This is a genomic window from Ciceribacter sp. T2.26MG-112.2 (assembly GCF_900492205.1).
Taxonomy (GTDB): domain Bacteria; phylum Pseudomonadota; class Alphaproteobacteria; order Rhizobiales; family Rhizobiaceae; genus Allorhizobium; species Allorhizobium naphthalenivorans_A.
In genome coordinates this window covers 13698-35651 of record NZ_UEYQ01000028.1, presented here as the reverse complement: position 1 = coordinate 35651, position 21954 = coordinate 13698, and the positions used below count along the sequence as shown (strand labels likewise).

Genomic DNA, 21954 nt, shown 5'->3' with positions numbered 1-21954 from the left:
CATCACTTCACTCCCAAGTCCACACCCTTCGTCGCCCTCGGCCGGCCGAGCGCGTTCTTCAACCAGCACTCCTTCTTCTTGGAGACATAGGCGAAGGCACGGCAGGCATTGTCGCCGACGCAAGCGACAAAGCACTCCAGATAATTGGTCTGCCTGATCCGCTTGTAGTCGCCGCCGGGAAGATCCATTCCCGAATAGCTCGTGAAGTCGGACATGATCACGTCCGCCGCCTTCGACGCCGAGTAGGCTACGATTGCGTCAGCGTTCCGGATCAGCACGACGACATCATTCTTCAGGAAGCAGAACCGATGCTTCGCGTTATAGGTCACCGCCTTGCACTGGCCGTCGCTCTCGCAGGCCGCCCGACAGCCCTGAAAGGTTACATCCTTCAGCGTGGCATAATCGAAGCCAATGGCATCGTAACCGCGGGCATCCAGCAGGACCGTCGAAACCGAGGATCGGGGAAGCGAAGTCACCGTCTCCCTCCCCTGCGGCGAGGCCTCGACTTCGGGTTTCCCGTAGCACAGAACTTGATGAACGGACGGCGTGACCTTGTCCGCGAGATCGGCGGTTGAAAGCGTGGACTGTCCGTCCTGCCGGTCTCCGGACTGGCTCGCGAGGTTCTGCGACTGCATGAAGAGATCGGCCACGGACCCTCGAATGGCGAAGTTGACGTTCTGTGCCGTGATCCCGATCTGATCGGCAGCCTGCTTCGAGAAGGTGGCGCTCGTGATCCCCAGCAGGAAACCGTCTCGATCCACGACGGGGCCACCGGAGTTTCCCGGCTGGATCGGCGTCGAAATCTGGATGTAGCGCGTGTCGTTCCGGAGGCCGGCGAGCGCGTTTACATTTCCGGTCGTGATCTTCACGGAATCCGCCAGCAGGTCCGCAAGGGGATAGCCGATAGCGACGATGTCCTCGCCGAGGCGGATAGGTGCGCGCCTGAAGGTAAGAGGAACCATCGGTGTGTCTGCGTTCACTTTGATCAAGGCGAGATCGTTGGTCGCGTCAATCCTCGGATCGGTCGCAACACCCCTGCCCTTCACCTCCACGCGGTCGCAGCCATCTACGACATGGGCGTTCGTCATGAGCCAGCCGTCCGCGGTGATGGCGAATCCTGTTCCGGAGGATCTCGGTTCCTCGGCGGAGGCATCCATCACCACGGCAACCGCAAGGATTCCGGCCACAACAATCCGCGCAAACATCTTCATCGTCAGCCCCTCAATACAAGGCAACCTAAACTCTCTGGGCGAAGGAATTCAATGAGGTCATTTGCGAAGGTAGCTCTTTGCACCACTGTCGGTGTAGCAGAACCGCCCGCCACGAGGCCCTGTTCAGAATGCCCCTGAACGACACAGGCACTCCTCATCTGCTGCCGGGGCCCTCGAATGCGATGCGCCGCCCATCAGCCCCATGGCACTGCCCATCGTGGCGGTGCATGATTTCTTGCTCGCGCTCACCGAGCCGTCGTTACAGATGAACGTATCGCCACGGCAACCTGCTATGCCGCCCTTTCTCCCACTGCAGGGAGTATTAGCGGCCTGAAGGTTCGTTGCATGCAATAGAATGGCGACGACTACGACGACGCTCCAGGGACCACGGCAAGCCCGAAAGCGTTTAGTCGCTCCGGAGAAAACCATCATGCGGATGCAGTCGCCGATCCCAAGGTGAGCATTCCATCACGAACCTGCAGGGTCCCTTGCGCTGTCAGCAGCTCGATCCGGGACACGATGAAATCTCTCAACTGACTGCTGGTTGCGCGGAATCCCAGCCCCCTGGCGATGGCATTGACGGCTTCGTCCGCGGTTGCGCCGAAGCTCGTCTCGATGATCGAGGTGAGCCCCTCGTCGATCTCCATCGGCGGGATCATGTCGCTCCTGCGCAGTCCGGACGAGGCGACCATGCTGCGGTCGCGCATGCGAACTATGGCGCCTGGCCAGAGGAGGAAATCTCCTGAGCGAAGAATCTCCCCCGAGTTCACGGCGACACGGATGGCGTTGCCGACATGTGCATCGATCCGGCTTCCCGCCCGTTGGAGACCCCAGGCAGTCCGGATCCGGGTCACCACCTCGTCCCTATGCACGGGGCCTTCAACCTCGACCGTCTCCTTGATCAACTTGACCAGCGTCCCTGTAGGAACGTCATGAAGCTCGCCCTCGATATTTGGCTTCAGCGAAGCCTCCTCGTAGAGGTTCGAGCCACCTCCATCCGTCGATACCGGTTGCAAACCGATCTCCGTCACGGTGGCGCGTTCGATTGTCACGACTTCCACCGGAACCGCCCGAGATGATGCATGCGTGTGATCTGCTCCAGACAAAGCATTCGTCTTAGCCTGTTCGATGGCGGCAATCAGGCGGTCGAGTTCGGCCTTGGGCCTCTGGAACCAATCCGAACTCCATATGCGGTGGATCGTCCAGCCATGATCCTCAAGCACCGCTTGTCTCAGTCGGTCACGGTCACGCGCCGAGCGGGAGTCATGATAGGATGCGCCGTCGCATTCGATCCCGATAAGGTAGCGGCCGGGGACCGCCTCGTCCGCGACGGCGAGATCGATGAAGAACCCGGCAATGCCGACCTGTGGATGAACCTGGTATCCCCTCTCCTGGAGGGCCGCCATCACCTGTTCCTCGAACACGCTGTCCATCGCCCGGTCAGAGCGCTGTGACATCGAAAGCCGCCCTGTCCGCGCGTAGTGAAGGAAGAGCTTGAAGGCAAACACCCCCTTCCCCTTGCCGCGTTCGAGATCGATGTCCTCGTCGGTGATGGAAGCGTATACTTCGCAGCGTCGCTTGGCGCGGCTGATCAGGACATTGAGGCGCCGCTCGCCGCCTTCGGCCCCCAAGGGTCCAAAGCGCATGCCCATGTAACCCTGGGCATTCTTTGCATATGCAACGGAGATCAGGATCACGTCGCGCTCGTCGCCCTGGACGTTTTCGAGGTTCTTCACGAAGAACGGTTCGTGGGGATGAGAGTGGAAGAATTCCTCGGTCTGGGGATTGAGACGGCGCAGCAGTTCCAGTTGGTCCTGGATTTCGCGCCGCTGCTTGATCGAGAACGCCGCAACGCCGAGCGAAAGATGCGGCGAATGCACGGCGTGGCGGATGATCGCCTCGGCGACGACCTTGGCCTCCACCTTGTTCACGCCATCCTCGAACACTCCGCCCGGCACATGATGGAAACGCAGCCCCATCCCGGCTTCCTGCGTGTATGGGCTCGGCACGATGAACAGCTTGTTGTCGTAGAATTGCGAATTCGAGACCGCAATGAGCGACTGGTGGCGGCTGCGGTAGTGCCAGCGCAGCATGCGCTCCGGCAGACCGCGGGCAGAGAAGAGGCCGAGGATGCTCTCGATGTCCGAGACTTGAGCACCTTCCTGATCATCATCGTCCTCGGATCCACCCGAGGTCATTTTCGAAAAGAACTTCGTCGGGGGTAGCTGGCGTTCGTCGCCAACGACGATAACCTGCTTAGCACGGGCGACAGCGCCGAGCGCATCGACAGGCTGAATCTGACTTGCTTCGTCCATGACAAGGAGATCGAATTCGAGAACGCCCGGCGGAAGGAACTGTGCGATCGACAGTGGGCTCATCATGAATACTGGTTTCAATGCCTGGATCGCGGGTGACGCCCGCTGCATGAGTTGCCGGATCGGCATGTGCCCGCGACGGCGCGCCATCTCCGCGCGCAGGATGCCGACAGGTCCGATACCACTGATTGAGGGGATTTTTCGATGATGCGCCCGCACGACTTCCAGGCGAGACAGGCTCATGCGGCTGCGGTCGAGCGATGCGAACTCACCGACCAGTCTGCCATGCACCTCGCCATCGAAACGGGCGAGTTCAGGATCCTGGGCATGCTGATGACGCAGGATCTTTTCGTAGAATGCCATTTCGAAATGGGGAATGATATCGGACGTGGAAATGCGGCCGTCCTCGAGACGCTCGACAACGGCACCGACACCCATGTTCGCGGCATCGCCTGCACGGGCATTGTAGGCAGCAAACTTCGAAAGCTGCTCCTCGTTCTCGATCCAACGGAGCAGCTTGGCGCCGATCTGGGACAATTGCGCGCCGGCCACATCGCCTGTTCCAAAGAGCACATCCAGGTCCGCCTTCAGGAACTGAAGGATTTCCGACATGGTGGTCGCGAAGGCATCTCCTTGAGCTGCAGCCTGCCGCGCCTTCTCGGCCACCCCCACACGATCGGCGACACGAGTAGCAAGAAGCCTGATGTCGCCATTCCGCGATATCCAGTCACAAATGACGGACAGCTCCTGCCACTCGGACAATGAATCCTTCCAAAGCCCCCCGAATGCCGCTCCGCCGAGATCCGCCGACGCATCAATGGAGCTTCTGCGAACCTGCGCGGCCGCAAGCCGCTCGAGGGCAGCAATCCGGCCTCCGGCATCATCCGGCAGAGTGCGCACAAGAGGCGAGAATGCGCGGTCAGCGCCCGCGATCTCCTTGATGACCGCGGCCGCCTGCGTCAGTACAATCTCATCCGGCCCGATGGCATTGGGAAACAATGCTGCCGTCCGGTCGCCCAGATCGCTCCAGAGCGAAAGCAACTGCCTCCGCGTCTCTTCGAGCAGCGTGCGAACCTGCTGGCCGCGCGCGGCTACGGAGGACTTGTCGGTCAGCCTGCTTGCTATCATCCTCGCTTCAGCGCCTACGCCTCGGAGACTCCTCATCCAGAGCACCAGACTCTCAAGTGGCTTCGGGTCGGATCGTTCGCCGCGCCAGTCTGCGCCGAATGCCGCGCGTCCGAGACTGTCGCCGTCCTTGATGACAGATCTGGCCTCCTTGCCCTTTTGAAGAAGGTCCAGCAACTGCACCGTTTCGGCCGGCGGCGTCTCGGACATGACGGTCTTCAGAAGAGCCTTCGCCTTCCGCCAGTCCCCGTTGAGGAACTTCAGGAACTTGTGCCCATGCATCGCGACGGCGGTCCGGGCCGGGACCAGATCGATATCCCACGCCTGATCGGCGATCTTGCCGGAAATATCCGTCCTCACCTGCCGATAGGTGGCGACCGCCTCGGCGAGATCGCCGGCCTGATCGAGGCCCCGCTCCCATATGGCAGCGACGAAGGCATCAGGGCTTGCATCGGGGGCATCCGCAACGCGCTCGCCGATCGTGACCAATCGGCCAATGGATCCCAGCGTTGCCGATGCATTCACACCCAACATCGTCTTCAGTGTGGCGGCAGCGTTCAGGAATCTCGGCAGCAGGCTGTCCAACTGCGCGAGTGTGGCAAATCCGGTCTGCGGGAATGACTTCGGCAGCCTGCAGAACGATGTCAGAAGAGGCTGCGGATCCGTCCGCCACGCATCGTCAAGCATCTGCGCCCTAACCTGCTCGGAAAGGCGCTGGAACTCCGAACCGTCGCGGATCACGCTGGCGATGTCTTGGAGCGACGTTTTCCAGACAGGATTGGCCAACGCTTCCGCCGACTGACCTACCGGGCAACTCGCGACACGCTCTGCGAGCGCGAGGTCGTCCTTGAATCCTGAAATCGAGGCCGCCGGCTCACGATGGAGCACATCGGTCACGTCCCCCATGGAAGCAGTCAGCTTCGAAAGGTCCGACGACGCATCCGACAATCTCTTCGTCAACCTCTCCAGATCGAGCGGAGTGATACCTGTCACGCCCACACCATGCCAGGCGTGCTGCGAGGGCAGACCGATGTCCTCGATCCGCTGGGCAAGTTCCGAAAGGATGGCGACAATGCGTTCCCGGAACTCGGGAGTCCACGAGATGGAATCCGCAAGCTCGATATCCGACGGAGGCATTCCCAAGCGCCTCAGGCGCGACAGATGACCCATGACCTGATACGGGGACAGTTGGTATGGGCGGTACACTTGGTGAAGCCGAGCCGGATGGGCGTTCAAGCTGTCCCGCGCCTCGACAAGTCGGCGGTCCAGGGCATCGCCGGCTTCACCCTTCGGCGCTCCCAGTTCCCAGACATGCTGCAGTTCTGCAAGGATCGCCCTTTTGTTGGCTTTGTTCGAATGCAATTCAAGGCATGCGTCGCCTACTCCTGCCTGATCGAGACGCCGCTTCACCACTTCGAGCGCAGCCATCTTTTCGGCAACGAACAGGACCGTCTTTCCATCCGCCACAGCCGAAGCGATGATGTTGGCGATCGTCTGCGATTTTCCGGTGCCCGGCGGACCCTGTATGACGAGGTTCCGCCCTCGCCTGGCTTCATGGATCGCGATGGTCTGGGAGCTGTCGGCATCGACGATATGAGTCATCTCCCTCGGAGAGATGTGCTCGTCGATGCTGGCATCGTCCGGCAGGAGATCCTCAGCGCGGGTGAAGCCGTCGGATACGAGCGAGGTGATGAGCGGCCGGTCCGTAAATTTGGCATCCCTGGGCCAGAGGTTCGGATCCAGGTCGCGATACATCAGGAACTTCGCGAAAGAAAAGAAGCCAAGGATGATATCATTTGGCTGTACCGACCAATCGGGCTTGATCGAGACAGCAGTGGCAACCTGTTCGGCATAGCGCTCGAAGGAGAAGTCATCTGACGCTTCAAAATCTGGCATGCGAATCTTATGGATGCGGTCCAGGAAGGCTTCGAGTGACAAATTGGATGCGAAATCCTCGGACCTCGCCCGCAGCTTGAAACGCTCTGCCGCACTGCCACGCTCCAGCACCACCGGCACAAGGATAAGTGGCGCGTAACGGACGTTCTCGGCATTGTTGGGGTCAATCCATTTCAGCGTGCCAAGGCCAAGGTAGAGAATGTTTACACCCTGCTCCTCCTCTAAGGTTCGGGCGTCAAAATAGAGGTCAAGGAGACGTTTCTGAAGCGCGTTCGGCGTCATTCGCGTCTGGAACTTTGTGTCGCTGTGTCGCACCAGCCTCCCCGTATCGTCCCGATCATCGTCATCGGGCAGAGGGAGCTCAATCAGCTCTTCCCCGGCATCGCCGTCCTTAGACTCCCGCCCCTTCGCCCCTGCCAGAAACGTCATCGCCTTTCCCTCAGTTACCAGGATCCTGAAGATCTCGGCAGACTGTTCATCGACGATGTCGATGGTTTTGGCACTTTTTGAGAACCGGGGAACGTTTAGAAGTCGGTTTCTCGCAGAAAGATCGAGTAGTTCTGTCCGGGCACGCTCGATTTTTACCTCGACCGACAGATTGCTCTGAAAAATCGACTCCTCGGACGTGTTACTGGAATTGACGACAGTGTCAGACATCTTGCACCTCTTCCCTTAGGGGAACTGATGCATAGTCGAGGCACGGTGGTCCAGAGCCTAACTGGCAACTTCCGCGTTTATTTTGAGTACACCTGAGTCGGGAGCGAAATGAACGATATCACAGGGTGTACCAGTTTTTGGTCCGATTGAACCCAATATTGGTTCACCAACTGTGGCAACCGCTCCTGTGTCGAAGGGCCTCCGTGGCGTTGATTGCAGCCGAACCGAATGGCATCCCTGCAGTCGATGAAGATCATATGGACAGCGCTTGCAGGTCCGCTGCGGCAGCCTTCTTCTTGACCCATAGATCCGTCGTCCGCTCCATCTCGAAGTCTCCATGCAGCCAAAGTTCGTATTCGCGCCGACGGAAAAGGACCAGCATGCGATCATGAACAGTAGAGACGGCCTCATTGGCACCTGTCATCACACCTGAGTAAACGGGTCCCCACTCGTCTGAAACACGCCAGAGCCCGGCCCAGCGAAAAACGGTTCGCCGCGGACACTGAAACATGTCCTCGTTATCTTCCGCGAGAGCCACCGCCCGTCCCTTTCAGCCATCGGGTGGGCGCATGTCACTATTCGCTTCTTCGACAGCTCCGACCTCAGGAATTCCATCGGGTGGACGCGCAGCGTCGGCCCGGTATGCGAGTAACCACGACACCTTCGAGAGTCGCCGACGAATAGCTCATGACATCCAATCGTGTTGTCCCGCGAACGGATATCACGGACATCGTATTTCATTCCGGTTAGGACAACAGTGCATCATCATGAAATCGTTGATCGATCGCATTTGAACGAATCTTTTCCCGGGCCCTTAACGCGAGTGCCGGTATCGGTCCTGTGACTGATTTCGGGACAGACGGGGACGGTATGAATTCCAAGGCGGAAGCGCTGGCGGCGGCGAAAAGACGGATCCTCGAACTCCAGGCCCAGATGTCCGACCGTATCCTGAAGATGGCGGCCGAGGTCGAGAAGCTGACCGCCATCGTCACGGAGCGCGAAGCACGTGAATTCCTGAGGGTCTCGTGCAACGTGGCCTCCGCGGAACTGTCGACCTACGTGAGGTTCGCGGCCACCTTGAAGGGCTGCGAGGAGACCCTCAAAAAGGCGCGCGCTTCCTTCCCCGTCGTGAAGGCTCTAGTCTCGGCCGAGACCGATACCCGCACCGAGATCCTGGAGCGAATGGATATTGGCGCGCGGATCTCCACGCAGGACATCATTGCGATCCGCAAGCGCCTGAAGGAGGCGAAGCTCACGCCTCAAGAGGTGATGGCAGCGCGGAACGGCAGGCTGGCGGCTGCCGCTGCTCGTCGCCAGGGCGCGATGGCCGCCATGGACTTCCAGGAGCGCCTGTATGAATTCGTCCGGGACATCCTCTCCGTCAAGCACGCATCCGAACTTCTGGATCCTGACATCCGCACAACGGCCGGGACCCTGCGGTCGGAGTTCGAGGATCTCTTCGGTGCCGATCACCGCTCGCCGGGCAACCTGAAGCCGAAGTCCCCGGAGCGGGAGCTTTCGAAGGCATACTACGCCCTCGTCCACCTTGACGAAGGTACCTTGGGGCTGGCTACCGACGTCGAGGAATGGGCGGAAGGCGATCACCACCCATGGCTGGTGTCGCTTCTGTCTCTGTCGGGCCGCCCGTATGATCGGCAGGCCTTCGGACACAGTCCCACGGAGAAGCTGTCGCATCCACTGGAACGTCTCACCGTGGTGGAGCTGTGCGCCGGAGCTGGTGGCATGTCCATCGGGCTCGAGAGAGCTGGTTTCGAGCACGTCGGCGTGTTCGAGTTCGATCCCGATGCGGCCGCAACATTGCGAGCCAACAGGCCCGACTGGACCGTGATCAAGGACGACATCAAGACCATCGACTTTACTCCCTATCGGGCGCTCGAAATCGACCTGGTCGCAGGAGGCGTCCCATGCCAGCCCTACTCGATCGAGGGACATGGCCTTGGAAAGGACGATCCCCGCGATCTCTTCCCGAATGCCGTCCGCATCGTGGCCGAAATCAAGCCCAAGGCGTTCGTATTTGAAAACGTCGAGGGGTTCCTTCACGGAAAGCATAGCGACCACGTCGCCGATATCCTGAGAGGGTTCCGGAAGGCTGGCTACAAGACCGAGATCCACCGCATCCAGTCGGCAGACTTTGGAATTGCCCAAGTGCGGCGACGCGTGCTCATCATCGGCCTGCGCCATGACATCGCGGATGCCTTCCGTATGCCTCCCGGGTTTCTCGCCCGCCGCCTCAATGTCGGCGACGCGCTCGTGGATCTGATGGCGGAAAATGGATGGGAAGGCGCCCACGAATGGGCGCGGCAGCGGAGAGAGCAGCCTGTTGTCGACCGCCATGGCGAAGTCGTCGCCTACGGAGCTCAGGCATCGACCGTCGTCACGGGCAGCGGCAAACGGCGCCGGAACGAGCAGTCTGTTCAGAAGGCGATGGGTTACGACACCACCGGATCCCCGGAGAACGCACCAACGGCCGAAGAGGCATCAAAGCCCGGCTTCATGCCGTCGTTGACGCTGCGCATGAAAGCGAAGCTCCAGGACTTCGATGACGACTGGCATTTCGTCGGCGGCAAGGTTTCGACGGCCCGACAGATCGGCAATGCTGTGCCACCGAGATTGGCACAGGCGGTTGGCATGTCGCTGTACTCCGCGATCAAAGGGGTGCAGTGGGATTGGGAGGCCGCGCTGTGGCCTAGCGAGAAAACTCGGCAGCTTGTTGAGGCTCCATCGATTGTGTCCGCACTTGGTCCGCACCGGGCCGAGGCGGAGCGTGGAGGCGCTGTGGAATTGGCATGACCATCTTCATGCCATCGCGCGCTTCCAGTTGGAGGTGGAACGCGTGCCCAGCAGCGCCGCGTTCAACCCGCAACGATTCGTGCCGTCAGTTTCAATGGCCCGACGCCGCTGGCGTGTGATCTCCATAGTAACCGACACTGTCGATCATTTCCGACAGCTCTTGCCCGTCTCCGGATGCTCCCAGCCTTCCATCAAGGCGGCAATACGTTCCGCTCTCCCCGGATGCGTCCGCCCCGGCCGCTCGCTCAAGATCGGCAGCGTGGCCAACGTCGCCTCCAGCGGCCGCTTCATCAGGCGCATGGCGGCCCCAGCGAACCTGTCGGCTTCTAGCTCCTGCTTGGGATCGGTGGGCGTCCCGATGTGGCCGCAATAGATGTGCCCGACCTCGTGGGCGACAATGACCTCGGCCCCGTCAGAGCCGACGATGGGGCTGAGACGGCGGTCGTAGACGATGATTTTGTTGCTGTCCAAGATGGTCGCGATCGCGTTGCCGCCGATCTCGCCATTCATGGGGTAGTTCATGCAGTCGTCGCCCTTGAGCCCCATGGCGTCGCAGATGTCGAACAACATGAACGAGTAGTCCTCGAACGCTGGTTCGACCTTCACGAGCTGATGATCATATAGCATGTGAACACCCGGGTTCTTCTCGCCGAGATCAACGGTCATGTCGCCGGCGTGGGCGGCGCTGGTCAGGAACCAGATAAGTTCGACGACGACGAATGCGGTCAACGCGCCTGCGACGAAAGCCTTCCAACGCTGCCAGGTCATTTCCAAAAACTTCCCTTCGATCTACTCTGCGACCTCCTGCGCCTTCGTCGTAGCGCCGGTAAAGACCTTGATCAACTCCTGCTTCTGCAGCGCGGCCCTCTCGCGCTTTGCCGCCTCTCGACGTTCGTCTTCAAGTGCATAGGCTTCTGCCTGAAGCTGCCGCTGCTCTTCTATCGCTTCGAAGTAGCCGTTCATGTGTTCAAGCTTCTTCTCGAACCCTTCTCGTGGCCTGTAGTACCGTAGGCGTTCCGGGCGCTTGATTTTGTATCGGCGGCACAGCTTGTCGATGATGTCCAACGTTGTCAGGCCGATCTTGGAATAGTCCTGTGCCCGGTGCTCGAAAAAGTTGTCGAAGTCTGGTGGAGTGACGTCGAGCGATCCATGAGCGGAGTGGACATTGCGCAGCGTGTTCTCGAGCCACAGGACATCATCCGTGAGCTTGGGATCAAGGAGCTCCCAGTTCGCGCCCTCCGGAAACTTGAGGTCTGGCGTCTCGGTTCGAAACCTGAACTCGCTGTCGTCTTGCGGGTTGAACTCCGGGATGTTGTTCATGGCCGCGCCGTAACAGAGGCCTGAGAAGTCATCCAAGATCAGCACAAGCTGGAGAGTCAGATAGCGAGCGCTGCGCTTCGACTTCCGGCGGTCGAGGTAGACGTCTTTCACGATCCCGATAGTCCCCGCGATCACCTGGCCGAACAGGGCCGCACAGGCACCGATGAGTGCCGCGATGATGGCTATGTATTCCGGCTTTGCGAGTAGTTCGAGCATATCCTTACTCACTCGCCTTCATATTCGTGAATTTCGTTCACCAGTTCGATCTCTTGGCGGCCGTATGGCTTGAGTTGGCAGTCGTACACCGTCTTGCCGCAGACGACGGCGAACAGCACATTTGCTCCTGCCTCCTCGAGCACCTCCATCATCGCCAACAGGGTTCCTCCGGTTGACAGGACGTCATCGATGAGAACGACGTCCTTGCCGTCGACGTCGGCGATCACCTCGAGATGCGGTTTCCAGTATTCCCTGTTGTGATGCCCACCTTCATGGGATTTGGCCAATTTCTTCGTCCATCGCACGCCGTCGGTGACGCGATCCTCGAAGTCCCGGCCGACCATGGCCTCTTCGAGCATTTCCAACGATCTGTAGGTGGCTGCGTTCTTGAGCGCGTCCTTCGACGGCACCGGGATGAGTAGGACGTCGTCCTCGACCTCACTGTCATCTTTGTTGAGACAGTAGGCTATGAAGAGGCCGAACATCTCCCGTGCGACGCCGATGTTGGCGGCGGTGACCTTCACCGTCCTGTTCTTCATCTGGATCAGGAACTTGTTCTTGTAGGTGCCGAACTTGACGGCCCAGACGAACATGTACGATTCCCAATACTCAGGGGGACGTTTTTTGATGTGCTTATTGGCCCGCTCTGAGTAGTAGGCACTGATGAAATGGACGCGCATTCATGCGATCCGGTCGAGGATGTCGTTGACGCTCCTAAGGACCACGGTTTTCGGCTCACGTCGAAACCGCTCAGGCCACGACAGGTCCTTGTTGTCCATCACGGACTTCATGATGAACAGCCAGCGGCCGAGCCGAATGCATTCGGATGCCTGATGGAGCGTTCCGGAGGTGTCTGATGCCTCGACGATTACGCTGCCGTCGGAGAGCGCCGCCATGAGGCGATTCCGCTTGGGGAAGTCGGATTGGAACGTCCGCTGACCCGGATGGAGATGAGAGATCAGAAGATGGCTCTCATAGATCTCGCGTTGCAACGCGGCGTTCTCGGCCGGATACACGCTCTCCAAGGGCGTGCCTATGACCGACACCGTGCGGCCGCCAGCCTTTATCGCGGCGGTGTGGGCGGCCGTATCGATACCCTTGGCAAGACCGCTGGTCACGACGACGCCCGCGTTTGCCAGCTCCCTCGCAACGCGCGACGCGCGCATCAACGCCTCAGTCGAAGCAGACCGTGCGCCGATGACGGAGATCGACTTGAGCTTGAGGAGGCCGAGATCGCCGGAGCAGAAGATCATGGGATCGCGCTCTTCTGGCTTCTTGAACAGGCCCTCCTGCTCTTTCAGCATTGGACGGCCAGCGTATTCCATGAGTTCGCCAAGCGGAATCGAAGTCACGTGCTGAGGCGGGACGTATCCCGACCGCTTCACCACTGTTTTGGATGGCGCTGATGTCGCGCCTGCCTCATGATCCAAATCCATATTTAGCATTTCTGCTCCCCTGAAATGCTTGCTTTCGCGACGCTAACGCGATTCGGGCAAGGCAGAGAAGATCAACCGTCGGTTTTGCACTGGTTCTTCGAGAATTGAGCGTACGGTCTGACCGCTACACTATCAACGTCGGATGCCATTATTTGGTTCTTCCTGCGACGACATCACGCGCCACGAATTCAGCGAGCAGGACACAAGACAACCACGCCGCCGAATCCGTGTGCGGAATTTATGTTCTCTTTATGTTCCAGTTTGGGCGGTGTCAATCTTGTCGGCGGGGTCGCACCGACCTACGCCAAAGATTGCAGTCGTCGCGGGCCGCTCTAGCGGCATCGGATTGCCAGTGAGCATGTCGACGGAAATACCGCATCCGGCTATCTCCCGGTCTAGGACAATGCCCGTATGATGTTGCGGCTATGCCTCGTCAGCCCTGTTAGGCGCTGCACGTCTGCTAATGGCGCGAAGCTGCCACCTCTTCAGGGTGAAAGGTTGAGAAATTGCAGAGTCCTTTCATCACTGCGCAGCGATGTCGGGTGAGTCTGCCCTCACCGAATCTAAAATATCCGCAGGATTGACGCCTTTGCGATTGCCCCAGTCTAAAAGATTCGGTGGGCGGTAGTTGCTATCATCCCGCCATCTTGCGAAAACTGAAGCATCGATTGTCTCATTGACCCTCGCATGAGTTCCAGTGGCTCCGGAAAATGGTTCTGGTGCAATCGGTCGGTAGTCTCTCTTGCTCACCCAGGAATACGCGCCCCTGAGGAACTCTACGTACGAGTCCGAGATAGCGCCCCGATGTTCATCTCCATCCAGTTCAAGTTCGTTGCGAAAAGCTAGTCCCAGATTTGCCGCCTTCTCCATCATCCAACGCAGCGGTATCTGCGCCAGGGTATCGTTGAAGCAACCGCCGCCAACGTTTGCATGAGCACCTACGAACCAGCGCTGTTCGACGCTCTCAATTGGCCTCATTGGAGCTGTCGTTGAGGCGCCGGTCTTCGTTCGGATTGTCCAGGGTGTTGGCGCAAATTTTGCTCGGTGTTCATCAATTGCGAGTGCATGAAACCCGTGCCTGACGGGTTTACGGAGACCGGTATGATGAAACTTGAGCGTTGACGTGCTGATCCCGGCGAAACTGAAAGCCGGAATACCAAGTGCACCAACCGTATCCCAGACTCCTACCATTTCAATCGCTACCGGTCGCGAATACTTCAGTATCCAGCGCTCCTCGAGCGTCATGCTTTGAGAATCGAAGGTTGGAAGTTTGTAAATCGTGCGATCGTCGTCGTTACGGTAACGCTCATATAGCTGGTCAACACCTAGTGCTCCGCCCGGCTTAAGAAGTCCACAAATGGAAATGAAGCCAGCGAGGCTCCTTGCCGTATGGGCTCCGCGACTGAACCCGAAGATAAAGATTTGATCGCCATCCTCGTAATTCTCGACGAGCCAGTTGTAGGCCTCCTGCACATTCTCCGTCAGGCCTTTGCCCAAGCCGCCGCCAATTACACCGTTGACGCCAGTGTCATAATAGCGAAGCTGCTGACGCCCTTCGGCGTCCTTGTCTGCGCAAAGGGAGCGGAGACGCCAAACATTTGTATTCGTGCCGACTGCATTCCATGTTCCGTCGAGGAACAAGGCGAGCTTCTTATTCGGAGCAGACTGCAGATTAGACAATTCCATTGTTTCCCACGTGATGTCTTGTTCTCCAAGCTACGCTGAGTCGGGAAAAATCGAAACGATCCCTGCGCTCCTTAGGCTACTGTCCGTTTCATGGATCGGCAGCAAGATGCGCATAGCTCTGAGTGCACCGGCCGACTAAACGTCAGCCTACATCATGCAGTCCCCAAAAAGCAGATCAGAAACGACCCGCTCTGAGCAGGACATTCAGCCATGGGCCGAGCGGCTGCTTTGGGGATATATTTCAGTCATTGTCAACGGCCGGAATGACGGCGCGAAGCGGAAGGCAATTTGGGTCCCAAAATGCACGAGGGGATCGAAGGAAATCTGGCGCACCGGGTGTTAACTGCACGCGCCAGCCTGCCAACCTGGCGCATACAGAACCTTCACATGACGGTCGCCACAACTTTTGATAATTAGTGCTCCATTCGGGATGGAGGGAACCATGAAGACTTGCGCAGCGGTATCAGCATTCGTTCTCATGGCGGCATCGGCATCGGCCGATCCGGTGACGATCGTTTCGTGGAATATAGGGCCTGGCCTCGAAGAGCCTATGCTAGAGAGGAAGGGCGACTTCGCCAGCCTCGACAGCGAGCTCAAGCCGGACGTGATCGTGATGGTCGAGGTAATCGGCAGACGCGGCGCTGAGATAGCCGCCCAAAATCTCGGATGGCCCGAGCACTACGTCGCCGTGTCGGATTTCGCCATCGCCAAGACCGATGTCTTCCAGGGACTGGAAGTCGCAGTGATCTCGAAGATCCCGATCGTCTCCGTCACCGAGTATGACGTCACTCCGGACGGCAACAAGCACGATGTCTTCGGGACATCCGGCACGGTGGCTGTTCAGGAAAAACTACTGACCTCATCCGGAATTTCGAACGTCGAACCGACAGGCGGCTTCGATCGTGGCACTCTGCGTGTCGATCTATCCAATGGTCTGACCATCCTTCCGGTGCACCTCAAGAGCAACAACAACAACGCTTGCTCTTCAGCGACGAGCGCGCGGAGCGCGTTGTCCGGAATGCAGATCGCAGTTCCCCCTGCGCTCGAGGATGCAATCCGTAATGGCTTCCCTAAGCAGGTCGCCGCCGACAAACGGAATGCTTCCGAGCGCGAACGGGTAGTGGCCGCGGTGAAAAAAGTGGCCGACGAGGCTGTCGCGGAAGGGCGTACCGTAATCATAGCGGGCGACTACAACACGAGCTACGAACCCGGAAAGGTCGGATCAGACTTCGCAGACTGCGATCTCCAGCCATTCGAATGCAAGCAGGCTCCCTTCAAGGCGTCGGCCTGCACAGGTGACGGTTTCGATGACACGTTCGCGATCCTCTCGAAACCCCTGGTTGGCAGGACCCGTTTCTCCGTCCTCACCGAAGGCCTCGGAAGAACCTATGAGGAGAAAGTATTCGCGGACGCGGCCATCGACCACATCGCCGTAGAAGCCGGGAGGGCCTCTGCTTTCCACGCTCCGCAACTGACGTGCCCTGAGCCCGAGCCGAATGGTGCGACTGCGAAAGCGGTGCGAGCGTGTGGGCTTCATGGATCCGATCACTTTCCAATCGCGACCAGTTACAATCCTCTACCTTGAGGCGAGATCCGTTGGTCTGACCTCGACCTCGTAGGAAATGGTTGAAGAGCAGGTCATGAACATATGGAGGGTGGACGAGTGCCGCTACAGCATCCTCGTCCACTGCGAATGCGGGAACTCCTGATCACGCCGCCGACGCCTTGGCGGGATTGTCCCGGAAGAGCTGCTGTACTTCCCGTCCCAAGACCACCTCTCGCTCCATCATAAAGGCGACGAGCGTGTTCATCACTGCATCCCGTTCCCGGATGATTTTCTTGGCACGCGCGAGTTGCTGTTCCAGCAGGCGCTCGACACGCTGCCGGAGTGCCAGATCAGAACGTCGCAGCTCGTCTAGGTCAGCCGCGGTCGTGACATCGTGGTACTGCAACGCCTCGAGGCCGAGGTTCGCGAACATGAGCGTGGCGAGATCAACGGCCCGCTGGATATCGGACCCGACAGGCCCGCCGGAACCGTCAAACTCGGTACCGAGATAGACCCGCTCTGCCGCCATCCCGGCCAGCAGCATGCAAATTTCATCGAGGTAGGAGTTCCTGCTGCGGTTGTGAACCCGCGGCTTGATCCACTTCACGTGTCCGGACGAGTCGTCCCCATGTCCGGTCTCCTGCGCGACGACAATCATCTCGATGACGCCGATCTCGAGAGCGAGGCCAACGACCGCATGCCCGGCCTCATGAAGGCAGACTGAATGCCGTTCCCCGCCCCGAAGTGGCAACATTGGCGGTACGAGATTGATCAGGTCGATGGCATCGACCTCCCTGCCCGCGCGCCTTGCGATCCGTCTCGCGTCTCGGACGAGCTGCTCGATGTGTGCGCCCGTATAGCCTCCGAGCGCGACTGCGATCTCCTTGAGATCTTCCCGGGGGATTTCGTCTTCGAGGTGAAGCGAGAGCATCTGCTCCCGCGCCGCCCTGTCCGGGAGCTGGATCTCGACATGGCGGTCGAGGCGGCCAGGTCTTCGAAGCGCGGGATCGACATTTTCGGGAAAGTTGCTAGCAGCGACGACCACCACGCCTTCACGGCCATCGGCGCCGTCAAGCAACTCGAGTAAGGCATTCACGACCTGCACCGAATAATCAGCGTTGTCGCCTCGAAACCTCTTGCGGTTCCCAATGGCATCGATTTCATCAATGAAGAGCACGGTGGGGGCCTGATCGATCGCAGCCTTGAAAGTCGCCCGCATGGCACCAAGCATGTCTCCAAGGTGCCCCCGAGATTGCCATTTCGCACTTGAGGTGGGCATGAAGGTCGCCCCACACGACCGCGCCAGCGCGCTCGCGAACAGTGTCTTGCCGGTCCCCGGCGGCCCCGATAGCAGAAGCCCTCCATCGACATCCCTCCAGCGGAGGTTGCCTTCCTTCCACGCGGTGAGGTCCTGGATGACGTCGAGCGCCCAGTCCTTCGCGAGGCCGTATCCTTCGAGCTCTTCGATCCGTGGCTCCCATGCACCGGTGACGGGAGCAGCGGCCTCGTAGAGCTTCCTGAGAACGGCGTCGACGGGCCGACCCCTTCGCATGGCCAGGAACAGATGCCTGGCAGGATGAGAGCACAGCGTCCGGGCATCGTCCGGAGTGATGTCCATGCCCCACGCCTCCTTCGCGGCCGCGACCAGGTGCCGTGGCTTGACGGGGCCAACATCGACGACACGGTCGACGGCCAGCAGGATCTCCTGAGGGATGACTGCGCCGTGTTCTACGAGGACAATGACACCTTCTCCTCTCGAAACCTCAAGCACCGCCTCTGCGGCGTAGGTCCGCTCCCGCTTGTCGATCACGATCCTCGCGACCGAATACTGCTTTAGGGGTTCGAACTGCTTCAGGAGCTTGCCGAGAGCTACCTCGTAGCTCTCGAACACCGAGTCCGGAGGCAACACGAGCGCCGCCGCCCGGTCCCGGTCAGGTGCCTTGAGGAGGAGGCCGCACCTTCTGAGAGCGACCTTGATAGCGTGGGCATAGGTGAGGGTCTCGAGCGTCGCTGGACGCTGGACGGCTGTTCTGGACATAGCGACATCCTCACTTCGACGCGCGGCGGACGACGCTGTCCGGTCCGAGGAGAGCTAGCGATAGGTCGACTTCCAGAATGCCGGAAATAATCAGTGCCACGATCGAATGCATCGGCATGCTCTCGCGGATGACCGACAGGCTCTCGGCAAATGTGAGAGAACCGATCTCGTCGAGGGCGGCGAGCACGCGCACCCTGTCCCCCAGCGGAACCTCGGAGCCCACGTACCGCATGAGATCCTTGGCGTTCTGCAAGAGGATGGGATCGATCTCGTGCAGCGACAGGTTCTGGAGCCGGTAGCCCATCCGCTCGGCCACCCTGGGCAGCCAGGTTGGCCCGCCTGTCGTTGTCTGCCAGATATCCACTAGCAAGGCTTCGGTCGAGGTTTCGACCGCGAAGTCCACATGCCACCAGCGCGGCCGCGCGGCGTTGCTGTCGTTCACGATGGCAGCAGGCATGCACTTCCAGGAGATCACTTCGGGATCAAGGTCCAGAATGCACGCATAGTCGCGCGCATACTGGTTCCGGAACAGTGGCTGCCCGACGCATTTCAAAGTGGGGTACGGAGGAAAAGGACGATAGATCTTGCGAAAGTCGCTAGGTTCATTTGCGGCACGAGCACGGGAGGTCGTCATGACCATGTCTCCAACCAGGAACAAAATAGGTGGACCGCGGGATCGGTCCCGCATATCCGTCAGCCTATTCGTATCGTGTGGGTGCAGATGTTGCTCATATCGGAACATATAAAGAACAAACTTTGGCCTGTCAACGCGATCTCGCAAAGATTTCCGGCGACGCGATTTCAACGCAGGCGGATATTAGTACTCGCGCGAGGCATCGAATCCTTCGAGTTGGAGGAGTCCTTACTGCCTACGTTGCACTAACATTCGCCAAGCCCGGAAACTGTGCTAGGCTTGCACTCGCGGACCTCCGGAGGATTCAGTGCTTACGATCGGTGAGCTTGCCAGGGCGACAGGAGCCAACATTTCCACGATCCGACACTACGAGCGTGTGGGACTGCTCTCGCCTCCCGAGCGCTCCGATGGCAATCAGCGACGCTACCGCGAGGAAGACCGGATCCGCCTATCGTTCATCACTCGGTCGCGAGACTTGGGCCTGTCCATCGATGCAATCCGGGACATGCTCCAGCTTGGTCAGCGCCCCGCGATGTCCGCCACTGATGCCGACCGCATCATTGACGAGCAGCTATCCGCCATCCGGACGAAGATCACGCGGCTGCGCAAGCTCGAAACCGAACTGGAGCGCCTTTCGAAGCGAGAGGCCGGTGACGGCGATGGGTACGACGGAGTTGTCGCAGTACTCGCCAGGGATGAGGCAGACCCTTCGCCCGCCATCCACGGCGGAGGCACCTGAGTGGCATAACTAGTTACATCGCAAAACAAATCCAGCACTTCGTTGAGGCGGAATGCGCATTCGAGGCGACTCGACTCGCTCGCCCGAGAAATTAAAGCCGAGCAGAGTCAATCCTATAACTATAACAGCTATAGATTCTTCAGCGACCTCTCTTGTCGAAATTCCGTGACGCCGGCTATGATCCCCAACATGAGAGCTGATTGTCTATCGGATCTCTGGCCACTCTGACTTGATCGGATCCACCTGGGACAATCGCCATCACACGCGGCCTCCTGGGGCGGAAGACAATTGCAGGTGGCCCTCGGCATCATCAGCCACATTGGGTCTTGAGCCCTTCGCAGCATCAAACACAACCCGGGTGCGGTCGATGACCTGCGTCCTGCGCCACGTGCTCCATTGCCTGACGGACCTCCGCCGGAGGAACGCGCAGACGTGCCTGAGATGGGGCCGATCCGATCCGCACCCGCAGCTTGATCAGGAATAGGAATGCGACATGCCAGAACAGATCCTTCTTCTTGATACGGATATCGTAAGTCTATCGGGGAGCCAGCACTCTCCTCCCGGCCTGCGGCCCTGGCTGCTGGAGGCGGGGATCGGGCGGCTAGGGATCGGCTTTCCGGTCATCACAGAGCTGATGCGCGGCGCCTATCTGCTAGGAGAACGAAATCCGGAGCGGGCGGCGGCCATCAGGCGCTGGATATTGCAGATCATGGCCGAAGATTTCGTCGTTCCCTCGATGGGGCCCGAAGTGGCCGAGATCTACGCACGGATGACTTCGATACCCAGCCTGCGGCACATGTGGACTGCGGATCGAAGCAGTCGGAACAGCAGGCTCGGACACGACTTGATGATCGCCTCACTCTCCATCGTTCACCACGCTCCGATCATCACGGCCAACCCGAGGGATTATGTCAGGATCCATCACTGGTTCGAATTGCCCGGAGTGTATCACCCGCTAGAGGCCCGCTGGTATGTGGAACCTGACCACTACGTCTTTCTGCCGCCGTTCGAGCCGGAGGACACAATGCCGCCGGAACGGACCCTGCCCCGCATCCTGAGGGAGGAAGCTAATGTCGTCGCTACATACTGACACCCCTGCAGGCCAGCCCCTGCAAGTACTGGACCAAATCATCGCTGAACCAGGGCGGCGGAGTGTCGCCATCGACTGCCTTCTCGATGAAGCCGTCGCGCAGACCCACACCTCTGAGGACCCCATCCTCATCGATGAACAGGTCTTCGTAATTTGCTGCTCCGAGAAACCGATCGCCTTCCGCATCGGAAATGTGTGCCGCGAGCGTGCGTGGAAGCAGTTTAAGCGAGATCACGGCCCCTCCGACCGGGCATTGCAGAAGGCACTTGTGGACGTAGTGAAATCCGTTGGCGATCGCCCACTCGCTGATGTCCGGCCACACGAGTCCGCGGCCGTTCCCGCTACTTACACCCGAAAGTTCTCGAAGGGCGTCCGCAGCATGCCGGAGAGGAAACCAGGAGGGAACCTCGCCACCGCGATGCATGCGGCTCACAAACCTACTCTCGAGTCCCGCGCCCTGGATCATGCCATTGGAGTCGACCTCGATCATCTCCGGACGCGTCCTCACCAGGATTTCGGCCTCCTCACCACGCATGAGGTAGCTCGTGAAGTACTTGTGACCAAACACGATCCTCGCCCGCATGTCTTCATAAGGAGCCTCATAAGCATGCAGGCCTGCCGGATGGAATCCGCGTGCCAACCCCCAGTCGATGATATCCTGCTTTTCCATGTCGAGCTCCCGTTTAGGAGGAGTTTTCTGGACCAGGTCGCAAGTGACAATGACCCGTTGGAAAACCACCGTCTGTCGATTTGCGACAGACATGAATTGCAATGAAATCAGCAGTTTAGGACGTGTCGACAAAACTGGCTCTTGAAGCGGAATTGGCGCTCAAAGCGATCGACACCGATGGCGGGTTGTAATACGAACGCCGCCCGGCTTATCCCCACGACGGGGGCAGACCTTATAGGAAAGAAGTCATGGCAATAGCGACTATAGCGATAAACAGGCGGGACGGCCGCCTCTCCTTGATCTAGGGCATCGCCTTGAACTGGCCGCTGCCTGATCCGGGCAACGGCCGTCCCCCTCGCGAACTTGAAGCGAACCAGGGGACACCAGCAATGACTTCGACCACCACCTCCCACCTCAACTCCCGCAGACGTCATGACGACGTTGCCGCCAGCTCGCTCCGTCCGGAATACGTTCCGGCCGATCACAGCGATCGTGCGCGCTTCACACTAATCCTTTCCCTCTCGAACCTGATTTTAAGGCACGCACCTGCGCGCCGGTCCCAAA

General features: G+C 59.4%; 15 protein-coding genes. 4 read left to right on the top strand and 11 right to left on the bottom strand.

Translation table 11 applies throughout. From position 1 onward, the window contains the following. Positions 1 to 2: 2 nt before the first annotated feature. The 3 genes from DYZ14_RS21480 to DYZ14_RS21470 form a co-directional block, all read right to left on the bottom strand. Positions 3 to 1157 (bottom strand): trypsin-like peptidase domain-containing protein, encoded by a 1155-nt coding sequence (locus DYZ14_RS21480; RefSeq protein ID WP_445292599.1) that lies wholly within the window; start codon positions 1155 to 1157, stop codon positions 3 to 5. 482 nt (positions 1158 to 1639) lie between these two features. Continuing rightward, the gene (locus DYZ14_RS21475; protein WP_154722593.1) at positions 1640 to 7204 is read right to left on the bottom strand and encodes a DUF3320 domain-containing protein; all 5565 of its coding nucleotides are present in this window, start codon (positions 7202 to 7204) and stop codon (positions 1640 to 1642) included. 253 nt (positions 7205 to 7457) lie between these two features. Then, on the bottom strand, positions 7458 to 7742 hold the full coding sequence (locus DYZ14_RS21470; protein WP_210209313.1) for an SOS response-associated peptidase family protein: 285 nt from the start codon (positions 7740 to 7742) through the stop codon (positions 7458 to 7460). 332 nt (positions 7743 to 8074) lie between these two features. Between DYZ14_RS21470 and DYZ14_RS21465 the strand changes: the two genes are divergently transcribed. Next, complete coding sequence (locus tag DYZ14_RS21465) at positions 8075 to 10015, top strand: DNA cytosine methyltransferase (RefSeq protein WP_154722592.1); 1941 nt, start codon at positions 8075 to 8077, stop codon at positions 10013 to 10015. 144 nt (positions 10016 to 10159) lie between these two features. On the opposite strand, the gene DYZ14_RS21460 is transcribed toward DYZ14_RS21465, so the two are convergent. From DYZ14_RS21460 to DYZ14_RS21440, 5 genes are all read right to left on the bottom strand, one after another. Beyond that, on the bottom strand, positions 10160 to 10783 hold the full coding sequence (locus DYZ14_RS21460; RefSeq protein WP_154722591.1) for a hypothetical protein: 624 nt from the start codon (positions 10781 to 10783) through the stop codon (positions 10160 to 10162). A 21-nt stretch (positions 10784 to 10804) separates the two neighbouring features. Beyond that, on the bottom strand, positions 10805 to 11551 hold the full coding sequence (locus tag DYZ14_RS21455; RefSeq protein WP_154722590.1) for a hypothetical protein: 747 nt from the start codon (positions 11549 to 11551) through the stop codon (positions 10805 to 10807). 8 nt (positions 11552 to 11559) lie between these two features. Continuing rightward, the gene (locus DYZ14_RS21450) at positions 11560 to 12231 is read right to left on the bottom strand and encodes a phosphoribosyltransferase (protein WP_210209312.1); all 672 of its coding nucleotides are present in this window, start codon (positions 12229 to 12231) and stop codon (positions 11560 to 11562) included. After that, positions 12232 to 12996, bottom strand: coding sequence for a DNA-processing protein DprA (locus DYZ14_RS21445; protein ID WP_232365627.1), 765 nt, complete (start codon positions 12994 to 12996; stop codon positions 12232 to 12234). Between the two features lie 513 nt (positions 12997 to 13509). Next, positions 13510 to 14673 (bottom strand): DUF2235 domain-containing protein, encoded by a 1164-nt coding sequence (locus DYZ14_RS21440; protein WP_232365626.1) that lies wholly within the window; start codon positions 14671 to 14673, stop codon positions 13510 to 13512. A 442-nt stretch (positions 14674 to 15115) separates the two neighbouring features. Here DYZ14_RS21440 and DYZ14_RS21435 point away from each other — a divergent pair, with 442 nt between their 5' ends. Then, positions 15116 to 16258, top strand: coding sequence for a hypothetical protein (locus tag DYZ14_RS21435; protein ID WP_195950073.1), 1143 nt, complete (start codon positions 15116 to 15118; stop codon positions 16256 to 16258). Between the two features lie 124 nt (positions 16259 to 16382). Here the strand turns inward: DYZ14_RS21435 and DYZ14_RS21430 are convergent, their stop codons facing one another. Both DYZ14_RS21430 and DYZ14_RS21425 read right to left on the bottom strand, forming a co-directional pair. Continuing rightward, a complete protein-coding gene (locus DYZ14_RS21430) occupies positions 16383 to 18257 on the bottom strand; it encodes an AAA family ATPase (RefSeq protein ID WP_154722588.1) in 1875 nt (624 codons plus the stop codon). Positions 18258 to 18267: 10 nt separating this feature from the next. Then, positions 18268 to 18891, bottom strand: a complete 624-nt coding sequence (locus DYZ14_RS21425) for a hypothetical protein (RefSeq protein WP_154722587.1) — start codon at positions 18889 to 18891, stop codon at positions 18268 to 18270. 307 nt (positions 18892 to 19198) lie between these two features. On the opposite strand from DYZ14_RS21425, the gene DYZ14_RS21420 reads away from it, so the two are divergent. Then, the gene (locus DYZ14_RS21420; protein WP_154722586.1) at positions 19199 to 19630 is read left to right on the top strand and encodes a MerR family transcriptional regulator; all 432 of its coding nucleotides are present in this window, start codon (positions 19199 to 19201) and stop codon (positions 19628 to 19630) included. 493 nt (positions 19631 to 20123) lie between these two features. Further along, entirely contained in the window at positions 20124 to 20720 is a 597-nt protein-coding gene (locus DYZ14_RS21415; RefSeq protein WP_154722585.1) for a type II toxin-antitoxin system VapC family toxin, read from the top strand. Here the strand turns inward: DYZ14_RS21415 and DYZ14_RS21410 are convergent. Next, the gene (locus tag DYZ14_RS21410; protein ID WP_154722584.1) at positions 20710 to 21390 is read right to left on the bottom strand and encodes a hypothetical protein; all 681 of its coding nucleotides are present in this window, start codon (positions 21388 to 21390) and stop codon (positions 20710 to 20712) included. The two genes, DYZ14_RS21415 and DYZ14_RS21410, sit on opposite strands and share 11 nt — an antisense overlap. Positions 21391 to 21954: the final 564 nt, after the last annotated feature.

Excerpts from the sequence above, each read along its gene's own strand:
- DYZ14_RS21480 (WP_445292599.1), bottom strand. The coding sequence starts at position 1,157 with ATGGATGCCTCCGCCGAGGAACCGAGATCCTCCGGAACAGGATTCGCC.
- DYZ14_RS21475 (WP_154722593.1), bottom strand. The coding sequence starts at position 7,204 with ATGTCTGACACTGTCGTCAATTCCAGTAACACGTCCGAGGAGTCGATT.
- DYZ14_RS21465 (WP_154722592.1), top strand. The coding sequence starts at position 8,075 with ATGAATTCCAAGGCGGAAGCGCTGGCGGCGGCGAAAAGACGGATCCTC.
- DYZ14_RS21460 (WP_154722591.1), bottom strand. The coding sequence starts at position 10,783 with ATGACCTGGCAGCGTTGGAAGGCTTTCGTCGCAGGCGCGTTGACCGCA.
- DYZ14_RS21455 (WP_154722590.1), bottom strand. The coding sequence starts at position 11,551 with ATGCTCGAACTACTCGCAAAGCCGGAATACATAGCCATCATCGCGGCA.
- DYZ14_RS21450 (WP_210209312.1), bottom strand. The coding sequence starts at position 12,231 with ATGCGCGTCCATTTCATCAGTGCCTACTACTCAGAGCGGGCCAATAAG.
- DYZ14_RS21445 (WP_232365627.1), bottom strand. The coding sequence starts at position 12,996 with ATGCTAAATATGGATTTGGATCATGAGGCAGGCGCGACATCAGCGCCA.
- DYZ14_RS21440 (WP_232365626.1), bottom strand. The coding sequence starts at position 14,673 with ATGGAATTGTCTAATCTGCAGTCTGCTCCGAATAAGAAGCTCGCCTTG.
- DYZ14_RS21435 (WP_195950073.1), top strand. The coding sequence starts at position 15,116 with ATGAAGACTTGCGCAGCGGTATCAGCATTCGTTCTCATGGCGGCATCG.
- DYZ14_RS21430 (WP_154722588.1), bottom strand. The coding sequence starts at position 18,257 with ATGTCCAGAACAGCCGTCCAGCGTCCAGCGACGCTCGAGACCCTCACC.
- DYZ14_RS21425 (WP_154722587.1), bottom strand. The coding sequence starts at position 18,891 with ATGACGACCTCCCGTGCTCGTGCCGCAAATGAACCTAGCGACTTTCGC.
- DYZ14_RS21415 (WP_154722585.1), top strand. The coding sequence starts at position 20,124 with ATGCCAGAACAGATCCTTCTTCTTGATACGGATATCGTAAGTCTATCG.
- DYZ14_RS21410 (WP_154722584.1), bottom strand. The coding sequence starts at position 21,390 with ATGGAAAAGCAGGATATCATCGACTGGGGGTTGGCACGCGGATTCCAT.